The sequence below is a fragment of the Thioalkalivibrio sp. ALE31 genome, assembly GCF_000377405.1.
In the GTDB taxonomy this organism is placed as follows: Bacteria; Pseudomonadota; Gammaproteobacteria; order Ectothiorhodospirales; family Ectothiorhodospiraceae; genus Thioalkalivibrio.
This window is the reverse complement of record NZ_KB905020.1, coordinates 219323-230896: the sequence shown is the minus strand read 5'-3', so window position 1 is coordinate 230896 and position 11574 is coordinate 219323. Positions and strand designations below refer to the sequence as shown.

Below are 11574 nucleotides of genomic sequence, written 5' to 3'. Positions count from 1 at the left end.
GGAACCATTCGAGGATGGAGACGACCCAAACGAGTAACCGCTGAAGGCGCGAGTTCGACCGATGAGTGATGACAAGCCCCAAAACCCCGATCGAGACGACTCGGTAACGGTCGAAGAATCGAGGCCGGAGCTACAGCCGCCGCAACAGTACAAGGTGGTCCTGCTCAACGACGATTTCACGCCCATGGAGTTCGTGATCGAGGTACTGGAGACCTTCTTCAGCATGGATCGCGAAAAGGCCACCCGGGTGATGCTGCACGTGCATACGCGCGGCAAGGGAGTATGCGGCATCTTTACCCGGGATGTGGCCGAGACCAAGGTGGCGCAGGTGAACGATTACGCCCGCAGTCATCAGCACCCACTGCTTTGCTCGATGGAGGAGGCCTGACTCCCATGCTCGACAAGGAACTCGAATTCAGCCTGAACATGGTCTTCAAGGAGGCCCGCGAAAAACGTCACGAATTCGTGACCGTTGAGCATCTGCTGATGGCGCTGGCGCAGAATCCCAGCGCGGCCACAGTGCTGCGGGCTTGCGGGGGCGATCTCGATCGCATCCGCGACGAGCTTGAGGCCTACATTGACGAAAATACTCCGCGTATCCCGCCGAACGATTCGCGCGAGACGCAGCCGACGCTGGGCTTCCAGCGCGTGCTGCAGCGGGCCGTGTTCCACGTGCAGTCCAGCGGGCGCAAGGAAGTCTCCGGCGCCAACGTCCTGGTGGCCCTGTTCGGCGAACAGGACAGCCAGGCGCTGTACGTGCTGGGGCAGCAGAATATCTCGCGCCTGGATGTCGTCAACTTCATCTCGCACGGGATCTCCAAGGTGGGCGAGGACGAACTCGGGGCGCAGCCGAACCCGAACGAGTCCCAGGCCGAGCCGGTGGAGGGCGAGCGCGAGGAAAAGACCAACGCGCTGCAGCTCTACGCCACCAACCTCAACGACAAGGCGCGCAAGGACGAGATCGACCCGCTGATCGGGCGCGATCACGAGATCGAACGCACCATCCAGATCCTCTGCCGCCGGCGGAAGAACAACCCGCTGCTGGTCGGCGAGGCCGGGGTCGGCAAGACCGCCATTGCCGAGGGTCTGGCGCGCCGGATCGTCGACGAGCAGGTGCCCGAGGCGATCGAATCCGCGACCGTCTATGCCCTGGACCTGGGGGCGCTGGTCGCCGGGACCAAATACCGCGGCGACTTCGAGAAGCGCCTGAAGGGCGTTCTGGCCCAGCTCAAGAAGGAGCCGGGTGCGGTGCTGTTCATCGACGAGATCCACACCATCATCGGGGCCGGCGCGGCCTCCGGCGGGGTGATGGACGCCTCCAACCTGATCAAGCCGATGCTCGCCTCGGGCGAGCTGAAGTGCATCGGTTCCACGACCTACCAGGAATACCGTGGCATCTTCGAGAAGGATCGCGCCCTGGCGCGGCGTTTCCAGAAGATCGAGGTGCCCGAGCCGACGGTCGACGAGACCGAGCAGATCCTGCGCGGTCTGAAATCCCGTTTCGAGCTGCACCACAACGTACGGTTTACCAAGCCGGCGCTGCGGGCGGCGGCGGAGCTGGCCGACCGGTATATCACCGACCGCTTCTTGCCGGACAAGGCGATCGACCTGATCGACGAGGCCGGGGCCAGCCGGCAGCTCCAGCCGGCCAGCCAGCGCAAGAAGACCATCGGTGTGCAGGATATCGAGAGTATCGTGGCGAAGATCGCGCGCATCCCGCCGAAGTCGGTTTCCAGCTCCGACAAGGAGACCCTGCGCAACCTCGATCGCAACCTGAAGATGACCGTGTTTGGCCAGGACGAGGCGATCGGCACCCTGGCGACGGCGATCAAGATGGCACGCTCCGGTCTGGGCGATATGGACAAGCCGATCGGCTCGTTCCTGTTTGCCGGGCCGACGGGGGTCGGCAAGACCGAAGTCACCCGTCAGCTGGCGCAGCAGATGGGAATCCACCTGGCGCGGTTCGACATGTCCGAGTACATGGAGCGCCACACGGTCTCCCGCCTGATCGGGGCACCGCCCGGCTATGTGGGGTATGACGAGGGCGGGCTGCTCACTGACGCCATCCTGAAGCATCCGCATTCCGTGCTGTTGCTGGACGAGATCGAGAAGGCGCACCCGGACGTCTTCAATGTGCTGCTGCAGGTCATGGACCACGGCACGCTGACGGATGCCAATGGACGCGAGGTGGATTTCCGCAATGTGATCCTGGTGATGACCACCAACGCTGGTGCCGAGCAGGCCAGCCGCCCGTCGGTGGGCTTTACCCAGCAGGACCACTCCAGCGATGCGATGGAGGCGATCAAGCGGACCTTTACGCCGGAGTTCCGCAACCGGCTGGATGCGACCATCCAGTTCGGGCCGCTGGACGAGGCGACCATCCTCAATGTGGTCGACAAGTTCCTGACCCAGCTGCAGGCCCAGCTCGACGAGAAGAAGGTCCACCTGACGGTGGAGCCGGACGCCCGGGCCTGGCTGGCCGAGCATGGCTACGACGTCAAGATGGGTGCGCGACCGATGGCCCGCACCCTGCAGGAGCACATCAAGAAGCCGCTGGCCGACGAGCTGCTGTTCGGCCGTCTGGCGCACGGCGGCGAGGTGGTGGTCCGACTGGGCGAGTCCGGGCTGGAGCTGGATATCCAGGAGACGGCCGTGTCGTCCTGATGCGGCGTGCTGGCATAACCGGGCCCGCGCAAGGGCCCGCAAATGAAGAAGCCCCGGTCCTGCCGGGGCTTCTTCGTTGGAGAGGCGAACTTACTTGTTGCGGTAGACGATGCGACCCTTGGTCAGGTCATAGGGCGTCATCTGCACGATCACCTTGTCGCCGCGCAGGATCCGGATGTAATGCTTGCGCATCTTGCCGGAGATGTGCGCCGTGATCGTGTGCCCATTTTCGAGCTCCACCCGGAAGGTGGTGTTCGGGAGCGTCTCGACGACGGTACCCTCCAGCTCGATTTCGTCTTCCTTCGCCATACAGTTCCTCTCGTATTGAATCAAGGTGGCGACATTATCCGGATGCACCAGCGGAACACAAGTCATGGCGCGCCTCGCAGGGCCGGTCCACGGCGTGGATGGACGGGGCGACGACCTCGGTGTACGTGCGGAGCGAGTCGGCCGCCGCGTTTGCCGCCATTTCCCTGACCGCCTACACTACGCGCGCTTTCACGCGCGAGACCATTGCGAATGACAACTTCTTGGGCAGCCGTTTTTCCCGGCCAGGGGTCCCAGTCCACCGGCATTCTGGCCGATCTGGGCGACGACCATGCCATTGTCCGTGACACCTTTCAGGAGGCGTCGGACTGCCTCGACGCCGATCTCTGGAGCCTGTGCCAGCACGGCCCGGTCGAGCAGCTGAACCAGACCGAATGGACCCAGCCGGTGATGCTGGCCGCGGGGGTTGCCGCCTGGCGACTGCTGAGCGAGCAGACCACCGCGCGCCCGCAGGCGGTCGCCGGTCACAGTCTCGGCGAGTACAGCGCCCTGGTGGCCGCGGGCGTGCTGCGCTTCCCCGATGCGGTACGGCTGGTCGCGGAACGCGCCCGGGCGATGCAGGCGGCGGTCCCGGAAGGCGAGGGCGCGATGGCCGCGATCCTCGGGCTCGACGATGCCGCGGTGCAGGCCCTTTGCAGCGAGCATGCGGGTGGCGAGGTGCTGGAGGCGGTCAATCTGAACGCCCCGGGCCAGGTGGTCATCGCGGGTAATGCCGCGGCGGTGGACCGTGCGGTGGGGGCGGCGAAGGACGCCGGCGCCAAGCGCGCCCTGAAGCTTCCGGTCTCGGTTCCCTCGCACTGCGCCCTGATGCAGCCGGCGGCCGAGCGACTGCAGGCCGCGCTGGACAGCACCAGCTTCAGCTCGCCGAGTATCCCGGTCTGGCAGAATGTGACGGCCGCGCCGGCGGATTCGGCGGAGACCATCAAGGACAACCTGGCCGCGCAGCTGTACCGGCCCGTGCGCTGGGTCGAGACCATTCGCGGTCTGCGCGAGCAGGGCGTGGCGGTGCAGGTCGAGTGCGGGCCCGGGCGCGTGCTGACCGGACTGGCCAAGCGCATCGACCGCGATCTGGAATTGTTCGATGTCGCCGATCGCGACACGCTGAACGCCACCCTGGAACGCCTGGGGTCGGACGCATCCTGAGCGCGCTCGCGCCGCCGCGGTTCGCGACTCCCTCTCACATGAAGCAAAGGCACAACCATGTCTGACAGCAAACGTGTAGCCCTGGTAACCGGCGCCAGCCGCGGCATTGGCGCCGCCATCGCCCGGCGTCTGGCCGAGCAGGGCCTGCAGGTGGTAGGCACCGCCACCAGTGACGCCGGCGCCGAGCGGATCACCGAGGCCCTGAAGGAATGGGGCGGCCGCGGCATCGCCATGGACGTCACCGACGCTGATTCCGTCGCCGCCGGCCTGCAGGCGATCCAGGCGCAGGAAGGCCCGATCGAGGTGCTGGTGAACAACGCCGGCATTACCCGCGACAACCTTTTCATGCGCATGAAGGACGAGGAGTGGGATGCGATCATCGACACCAACCTCTCCGCCGCCGTGCGCCTGACCCAGCGCCTGCTGAAGGGGATGATGAAGCTGCGCCGCGGCCGTATCATCCTGATCGGGTCGGTGGTCGGCTCCACCGGCAACGCGGGACAGACCAACTATGCGGCGGCCAAGGCGGGCCTGGCCGGGTTTGCCCGGTCGCTGGCGCGCGAGGTCGGCAGCCGCAGTATCACGGTGAACACGGTCGCCCCTGGGTTCATCGATACCGATATGACCCGCGAGCTGGGCGATGACACGAAAGCGGCCCTGCTGGGCCAGATCCCGCTGGGGCGCCTCGGCGCGCCGGAGGAGATCGCCGCGGCGGTGGGTTTCCTCGCCTCCGAGGAGGCCGGTTACATCACCGGCGAGACCCTGCACGTGAACGGCGGGATGTTCATGCATTGATCACGGCGGGCAGGCCGTGTGCCGCCCGCATGGCTCGCTGCACGGATCGCTAGATCGCGGCGGGGCTTTTCTCTAGAATGGCGGACCTTTCAACGAAGCCGCCTCACACCGAAGGGGATTTCTGAACTATGAGTAGCATTGAAGAACGCGTCAAGAAGATCGTTGTCGAGCAACTGGGAGTCAAGGAAGAGGACGTGACCAACGCCGCCGCTTTCGTTGACGACCTGGGTGCGGACTCGCTGGACACGGTGGAACTGGTGATGGCGCTCGAAGAAGAATTCGAGACCGAGATCCCCGACGAGCAGGCGGAAAAGATCACCACCGTGCAGCAGGCGATCGACTATATCAACGAGCACATGAAGGACTGATCCGACGCCTCCGGGCGCCGGTCAGGACGACGCGAACGGGCCTTCCTGCGCGCAGGGCGGCCCTTCGTCGTTTCGCTGAACGCGTATTTCAGTCTTTCGAGGAGAACATCATTGGCTAAGCGACGTGTCGTGATTACCGGACTGGGGATCGTGTCCCCGGTCGGATCCACTATCGACAAGGCCTGGAGCAACATCAAGGCCGGCAAGAGCGGCATTTCCCCCATCGATGTCTTCGATGCCTCGGACATGCCGGTGAAGATCTCCGGCGCCGTTCGGGATTTCGAGGCCAATGATTACGTCCCGACGAAAGATCAGAAAAAGATGGACACCTTCGTCCTCTACGGGCTGGCCGCGGGGCTTCAGGCCCTGGACGACTCCGGACTGGAGGTGACCGAGGAGAACGCCGAACGGATCGGGGTCGCGATCGGCTCCGGAATCGGCGGTCTGCCGTATATCGAACGTTCCTACGGGGCATACCTGAAGGGCGGGGCGCGCAAGATCTCGCCGTTCTTCGTGCCCAGTGCGATCATCAATATGGTGGCCGGCAATCTGTCCATCATGCGCAACCTGCAGGGCCCGAACATCTCCATCGTCTCGGCCTGTGCCACCGGGACCCACAACATCGGCGACGCGGCGCGCATGATCGCCTACGGCGACGCCGATGCGATGGTGGCCGGCGGGGCCGAGATGGCGACCACGCCGCTGGGCATCGGCGGCTTTGCCGCGGCTCGCGCGCTGTCCACCCGCAACGACGATCCGGAACGCGCTTCCCGCCCCTGGGACCAGGATCGTGACGGCTTCGTGCTCAGCGATGGTGCTGGCGTGATGATGCTGGAAGAGTACGAGCATGCGAAGGCTCGCGGGGCGAACATCTACTGCGAGGTCGCGGGGTTCGCCTGGAACGCTGATGCCCACCACATGACGCAGCCCATCCAGGATGGCTCCGGCGCCGCCAAGTGCATGCACCGGGCGCTGAAGGATGCCGGCGTGAATCCGGAAGAGGTCGGGTATATCAACGCGCACGGGACCTCGACGCCGGCGGGCGACCTGGCGGAGACCCAGGGGCTGAAGAAGGCCTTCGGTGACCATGCCTACAAGCTTCTGGTGAACTCCACCAAGTCGATGACCGGCCACCTGCTGGGGGCCGCCGGCGGGATCGAGGGCGTTTTCACGGCGCTGGCCCTGCGCGATCAGGTTTCGCCGCCGACCATCAACCTGGAAAACCCGAGCGAAGGCTGCGATCTGGACTATGTGGCCAACGAAGCGCGCGAGATGAACACCAAGGTCGGCCTGTCCAACTCCTTCGGGTTCGGCGGCACCAACGGCACGCTGGTGTTCCGCAGCATCTGACGCTGCGGCGCCGCCATGGCGGTCCATCCACTGGCCGCCGGGGTCGATTTCGCGGCCCTGGCGCGGCGATTCCCCGAACGCTACCCGCACCTGCTGGAGTCGGCCCTCATCGGGCAGGCCCCGGCACGCTTCTCCATCCTGTTTGCCTTTCCCGGTCGAACCCTTTCGACCGCGGCGGGCGAGGATATCCTGCAGGCGCTGGACCAGGACCTGTCCGGGGTACCGGAGCTGGCCCCGGACGACACGCCCCATGCCCATCTCCCGTTCCTCGGAGGGTGGTTCCTCTACGCGGGATACGAGCTGTCCTGGGGCCTGGAGCCGGCGCTGGGCGAATGCCGGTCGGATCCCTGGCTGCCGGACGCGCTGCTGACCTATTTTCCGGTGGCCCTGATCCATGATCACCACGCGGGCCGTACATGGTTCGTGGACGAAACGGACGATGCCGAGCGCCGGGCGCAGATCGAGCGGGACCTGGAGGCAGTACAGGAGGATGCGGACGCGGCGTGCAACCCGTTGCCCGATCTTTCGTTGCAGGAGGAGGACCCGGCCCGGTACCGCGAGGCGGTACTTCGCGGGCTCGAGTACATTCGGGCCGGCGATACCTTCCAGGTCAATCTGTCGCGGGAATGGCAGGCCACGGCGTCCGCACCGCTGGATCCGGCGGTGCTGTATATGCGCCTGCGTCAGGCGAATGCGGCCCCGTTCGCCGCCTGGCTGCAGTTGCCGGGGGCCCACGTGATTAGCTCCTCGCCGGAACGCCTGGTGTCGGTAGAGCGGGGCGAAATCGAGACCCGGCCGATCGCGGGAACCCGCAGACGGGATGCGGACGCCGATAAGGATCGGCGTCTTTTCAGTGAGTTGAACTTTAATCTTAAAGAGCGGGCCGAACATGTGATGCTGGTGGACCTGGAACGCAACGATGTCGGGCGGGTGGCCGAGATTGGCAGCGTGCGGGTCGCGGAGCTGATGACCATCGAGAGCTATCGCCGGGTGCACCACATTGTCTCGAGCATCGTCGGGCGCCTGCGCCCCGGGACCACGGCCGCTGATGTCCTGCGGGCGGTCTTCCCCGGCGGCACCATCACCGGGTGCCCGAAGATTCGCAGCATGCAGATCATCCAGGAACTGGAGCAGTACGCGCCGCGGGGCGCCTACACCGGCGCCTGTGGCTACGTGAGCCGGCACGGGCGCATGGATACCAACATCCTGATCCGTACGCTCGTTGCGCACGGGAACGAGCTGCGCTTCCGCGCCGGTGCCGGCATCGTGGCTGACTCGGACCCGGAGCGCGAGCTGGAGGAGACCCGGCACAAGGCACGGGGTCTTCTGGAGGCGCTGGGCGTGCACAACGAGGTGCTTTCGTGATCCTGGTGAACGGGGAACCGGACGAGAACGTCTCGGCGGGTGATCGCGGGTTGCTGCTCGGGGATGGGCTGTTCGAGACCCTGCGCGTGCGTTCGAGCCAGCCGCAATTGTGGGCGTACCACCGGGCTCGGCTGTGGCGGGGTCTGCGCCAGCTGGGCTTCCCGGAGCCCGAGGAAGGGCAGATTCTCGAGGAAGTGGCACAGGTGGCGCACGGGCCCGAATGCCTGGTGCGGGTGACGATTACGCGTGGCGGAGGGCCCCGAGGGTACGCGCCACCCGCCCATCCGGCACCCACGCGGATCGTCAGTGCCGGGCCCGCGCTGGACGCCACGCCACCCGGCGACCGGAGGCCCCTGGTTCTGGGCTGGTCGGCCGTCCCGGTTGGGGTGAACCCGGCGCTCGCGGGGCTCAAGCACACCAGCCGCCTGGAACAGGTGATGGTACGCAGCCATTGGGAAACTGGCTGGGAGGAAGCGATCGTTTGCGATGCACTGGGGCGGGTGATCAGCGCCACCCAGGGTAATCTCTGGGTGCGTGAGGGGCAGCGCCTGCTGACGCCCCCGCTCGACGAGGCAGGAATTGCCGGGACCCGGCGGGCCTGGATCCTCGATCATGCGGCAAGGTTTGGATTCTCCGTGGTCGAAGAGTATCCGGAGACCGAACGGATCAGGCAAGCCGACGGTATCTACATAACCAATGCACGCCTCGGGATGACCCCGGCGGTGCTGGCTGAAGCGGACAATCCGGGGCGCGCGTGGCAGGATGATCCGCTCTACCGCATGGGAATCGCGTTGCATGAAGCGCATTAGTCTCGCCGTCCTGGCCCTGGTGGTCGTGCTTGCCCTGGGCACCGCCTGGTGGTTGGGCGAACACTACCGGGCACAACTGGACACGCCCCTGGCGCTGGACGCCTCGGAACGCTACCAGCTTGAATCCGGTCAGGGGCTGCGCTCGGTCAGCCGCTCCTTTGCCGAGCGCGACTGGATCGAGTCCGCCTGGGTGGCGGAGGTCTACGGGCGGCGCCAGGGGCTCGCGCCGCGGTTACAGGCCGGCGAGTACGCAGTGACCCCGGGGATGACGCCGCGCGATCTGCTGCACGCGATGGCCCGGGGCGAGGTTGTCCAGCATCGCCTGACCTTTCCCGAGGGCTGGACCATCCGGCAGGCACTGAGCGCCCTGCGTGAACATCCGGAGCTGGTCGGTCCGCCGGAGTCGGTCGGGGTTCACAACCTCCTCGAGACCCTGGGCTTGTCGGATCTGGATCATCCCGAGGGCTGGTTTCTTCCGGATACCTATTTCTTCGGCTCCGGCACCGAGGCCCTGACGGTGCTGGAGCGCGCCCATCAGGCCATGCGCCTGCACCTGGAGCGGGCCTGGGAAGGCCGTATCGAGGACCACCCGGTGGATTCCCCCTATGAGCTGCTGATCCTGGCCTCGATCATCGAGCGCGAGACTGGGCGCGGGGACGAGCGGGACCGGGTAGCGGGCGTATTCGTGAACCGGCTCAAGCGCGGCATGCGGTTGCAGACCGACCCGACCCTGCTGTACGTGCAGGAACCGGGCGTGCAGCGGCTGACGCGGGCCGAGCTGGATCGTGACCACCCCTACAACACCTACACGCGGGCCGGGTTGCCCCCGACGCCCATTGCGCTGCCGGGCCGGGCCGCCCTGGAGGCCGCCGCGCGGCCGGCGGATACCGACGACCTGTTCTTTGTCTCGCGCGGCGATGGCAGCCATCATTTCTCCCAGACCTATCGCGAACACCGCGAGGCCGTGATCCGTTACCAGCTGGGCGGGGACGGCAGCCGCTACGGCATCCGCAACCGCTAACGGGAGCCCCTGCGCATGGATCGCTCACCCCATCCTGGTCGTTTCCTGGTGCTTGAGGGCATCGAAGGCTCGGGCAAGACCACCCAGATCGAGCGGCTGGAGGCTCGATTGCGCGCCGCCGGCCACAGCCTGCGCGTCACGCGTGAGCCGGGCGGAACCGCGCTGGGCGAGCGTCTGCGCGGGTTGCTGCTGGACCCGGATCTGCCCGGGATGTGTCCGGAGGCGGAATTGTTGCTGATGTTCGCGGCACGGGCCCAGCACCTGGCCGAGATCATCCGGCCAGCCCTGGACGCGGGCGACTGGGTGCTCAGCGACCGCTTTACCGACGCCTCCTTCGCTTATCAGGGCGCGGGAAGGGGCCTGGGAGGCCAGCGAGTGGCCAGTCTGGAAGACTGGTTGCAGGGCGAGCTGCGGCCGGATCTGGTGATCCTGCTGGATATTGCCCCCGAGACCGGACTGGAACGGGCGGTGCAGCGGGGGCGCCGTGACCGGATCGAGCGAGAGGCGCTGGACTTCTTCGAGCGCGCGCGCGAGGCGTATCGCCAGCGCGCGGCAAAGGCCCCCGACCGGTACCTGGTGGTGGATGGAGCGGCGGATCCGGACACCGTGGCCGAGCGGATCCTGGCGGGCGTGCGGGAGCGCCTGCCGCTGCACGCGCTGGGGGGCGGCTGAAGGATGGAGGGAACCGACACCCGGGAGGCGCTGCCGCCCTGGCTGCAGGCGCCGTGGAGCGGACTGGTCCGGCGCGGACGTGACGGCCGCCTGCCCACCGGTCTGCTGATCCACGGCGCGACCGGGGTGGGCAAGGCCCTGCTGACCACCGCGCTGGTTCAGGCACTGTTGTGCCAGCGCGCCAGCGGCGAGGAAGCGGCCTGCGGCGAGTGTAACGCCTGCCGCAGCTTCAGTACCGGTGTGCACCCGGAGGTGATGGCCCTGGAACCGGAGGAGGCCGGGAAGGAGATCCTGATCGCCGCGGCCCGCGAGGCGATCGACTTCCTGTCGCTGTCCGGGTCGGGGGATCTGCGCTCCGTGATCATCCGCCCGGCCGACGCCCTGAACGCGAATGCCGCAAATGCCTTGCTCAAGACCCTGGAAGAACCGCCGACCGGGGCGATGCTGATCCTCGAGGCGGCGCAGCCCGCGCGTCTGCCGGCGACGATCCGCAGCCGCTGTCAGACCATCGAGATCGCCAATCCGGCCCCGGCGGACGCGACGGCCTGGCTGCGCGGGTTCTCGGATAATCCGGCAGCGGTGGACGAGGCCTATGCAGCCAGCCTCGGGCGACCACTGGCCGCCCGCGAGATCCTGACCGACCCCGAACGCATGGGTCGCTGGGAACAGGACCGCGAGGCCCTGACCGCGTTGTTGCGTGGCGCCAGCGTGCACGCGATGGCGGCTACCCTGCAGCGCAGCCTGCCGGAATCCCTGATTCCGCGGATCCAGGCCCTGCTGGTGTCGGCCCAGCGTATGGCGGTCAACGGCGAGCCGGATGCCTTTGGCCGGCAATTCCCGCGCGCTCTTCTGGAGGGCTTTGCCCGGCGTGCCGGCGCGCGACGCCTGGCCGAGCTGTCCGCGCGGGCGCTGGTCTGGCAACGCCAGGCGAGCCGTCAGCTGAACCCGCAGCTGCGCATGGAGGATATCGCCCTGAATTTCCAGGCGAAGTAGCGGCACAACTCACGCCGCGAGCGGCCACGGGGTGGCGCGCGATCGCATCGATGGGCGATACTCCTCG

At 66.9% G+C, this 11574-nt stretch carries 12 protein-coding genes; 11 read left to right on the top strand and 1 reads right to left on the bottom strand.

The features are described 5' to 3' along the window. The first annotated feature begins 61 nt into the window (after positions 1–61). The gene (gene clpS, locus D103_RS0101110) at positions 62–388 is read left to right on the top strand and encodes an ATP-dependent Clp protease adapter ClpS (protein WP_026280219.1); all 327 of its coding nucleotides are present in this window, start codon (positions 62–64) and stop codon (positions 386–388) included. A 5-nt stretch (positions 389–393) separates the two neighbouring features. Further along, a complete protein-coding gene (gene clpA / locus D103_RS0101105) occupies positions 394–2664 on the top strand; it encodes an ATP-dependent Clp protease ATP-binding subunit ClpA (protein ID WP_018866329.1) in 2271 nt (756 codons plus the stop codon). Positions 2665–2754: 90 nt separating this feature from the next. On the opposite strand, the gene infA is transcribed toward clpA, so the two are convergent. Next, positions 2755–2973 carry a translation initiation factor IF-1 gene (gene infA, locus D103_RS0101100; protein WP_012982660.1) on the bottom strand — a complete coding sequence of 73 codons (219 nt, stop codon included), beginning with the start codon at positions 2971–2973 and terminating at the stop codon, positions 2755–2757. A 210-nt stretch (positions 2974–3183) separates the two neighbouring features. Here infA and fabD point away from each other — a divergent pair, with 210 nt between their 5' ends. The 9 genes from fabD to D103_RS0101055 all read left to right on the top strand — a co-directional run bounded on the left by fabD (position 3184) and on the right by D103_RS0101055 (position 11507). Then, on the top strand, positions 3184–4134 hold the full coding sequence (fabD, locus tag D103_RS0101095; protein WP_018875486.1) for an ACP S-malonyltransferase: 951 nt from the start codon (positions 3184–3186) through the stop codon (positions 4132–4134). Between the two features lie 57 nt (positions 4135–4191). Beyond that, a complete protein-coding gene (fabG, locus tag D103_RS0101090; RefSeq protein WP_018866327.1) occupies positions 4192–4929 on the top strand; it encodes a 3-oxoacyl-ACP reductase FabG in 738 nt (245 codons plus the stop codon). Positions 4930–5057: 128 nt separating this feature from the next. Further along, positions 5058–5297, top strand: coding sequence for an acyl carrier protein (gene acpP, locus D103_RS0101085; protein ID WP_017941560.1), 240 nt, complete (start codon positions 5058–5060; stop codon positions 5295–5297). A 129-nt stretch (positions 5298–5426) separates the two neighbouring features. Next, the gene (gene fabF / locus D103_RS0101080; protein ID WP_018866326.1) at positions 5427–6647 is read left to right on the top strand and encodes a beta-ketoacyl-ACP synthase II; all 1221 of its coding nucleotides are present in this window, start codon (positions 5427–5429) and stop codon (positions 6645–6647) included. A 15-nt stretch (positions 6648–6662) separates the two neighbouring features. Continuing rightward, positions 6663–8012: an aminodeoxychorismate synthase component I gene (locus D103_RS0101075; protein WP_018875485.1), complete on the top strand. Its 1350-nt coding sequence runs from the start codon at positions 6663–6665 to the stop codon at positions 8010–8012. Then, positions 8009–8821, top strand: coding sequence for an aminodeoxychorismate lyase (pabC, locus tag D103_RS0101070; RefSeq protein ID WP_018875484.1), 813 nt, complete (start codon positions 8009–8011; stop codon positions 8819–8821). Before D103_RS0101075 ends, pabC begins: the two co-directional genes overlap by 4 nt. Beyond that, on the top strand, positions 8808–9842 hold the full coding sequence (gene mltG, locus D103_RS0101065) for an endolytic transglycosylase MltG (RefSeq protein WP_018875483.1): 1035 nt from the start codon (positions 8808–8810) through the stop codon (positions 9840–9842). Before pabC ends, mltG begins: the two co-directional genes overlap by 14 nt. 15 nt (positions 9843–9857) lie before the next feature. Next, complete coding sequence (gene tmk, locus D103_RS0101060) at positions 9858–10514, top strand: dTMP kinase (RefSeq protein WP_018875482.1); 657 nt, start codon at positions 9858–9860, stop codon at positions 10512–10514. 3 nt (positions 10515–10517) lie between these two features. Continuing rightward, the gene (locus D103_RS0101055; protein ID WP_018875481.1) at positions 10518–11507 is read left to right on the top strand and encodes a hypothetical protein; all 990 of its coding nucleotides are present in this window, start codon (positions 10518–10520) and stop codon (positions 11505–11507) included. The last annotated feature ends 67 nt before the right edge of the window (positions 11508–11574 follow it).

Excerpts from the sequence above, each read along its gene's own strand:
- clpS (WP_026280219.1), top strand. The coding sequence starts at position 62 with ATGAGTGATGACAAGCCCCAAAACCCCGATCGAGACGACTCGGTAACG.
- clpA (WP_018866329.1), top strand. The coding sequence starts at position 394 with ATGCTCGACAAGGAACTCGAATTCAGCCTGAACATGGTCTTCAAGGAG.
- infA (WP_012982660.1), bottom strand. The coding sequence starts at position 2,973 with ATGGCGAAGGAAGACGAAATCGAGCTGGAGGGTACCGTCGTCGAGACG.
- fabD (WP_018875486.1), top strand. The coding sequence starts at position 3,184 with ATGACAACTTCTTGGGCAGCCGTTTTTCCCGGCCAGGGGTCCCAGTCC.
- fabG (WP_018866327.1), top strand. The coding sequence starts at position 4,192 with ATGTCTGACAGCAAACGTGTAGCCCTGGTAACCGGCGCCAGCCGCGGC.
- acpP (WP_017941560.1), top strand. The coding sequence starts at position 5,058 with ATGAGTAGCATTGAAGAACGCGTCAAGAAGATCGTTGTCGAGCAACTG.
- D103_RS0101075 (WP_018875485.1), top strand. The coding sequence starts at position 6,663 with ATGGCGGTCCATCCACTGGCCGCCGGGGTCGATTTCGCGGCCCTGGCG.
- mltG (WP_018875483.1), top strand. The coding sequence starts at position 8,808 with ATGAAGCGCATTAGTCTCGCCGTCCTGGCCCTGGTGGTCGTGCTTGCC.
- tmk (WP_018875482.1), top strand. The coding sequence starts at position 9,858 with ATGGATCGCTCACCCCATCCTGGTCGTTTCCTGGTGCTTGAGGGCATC.
- D103_RS0101055 (WP_018875481.1), top strand. The coding sequence starts at position 10,518 with ATGGAGGGAACCGACACCCGGGAGGCGCTGCCGCCCTGGCTGCAGGCG.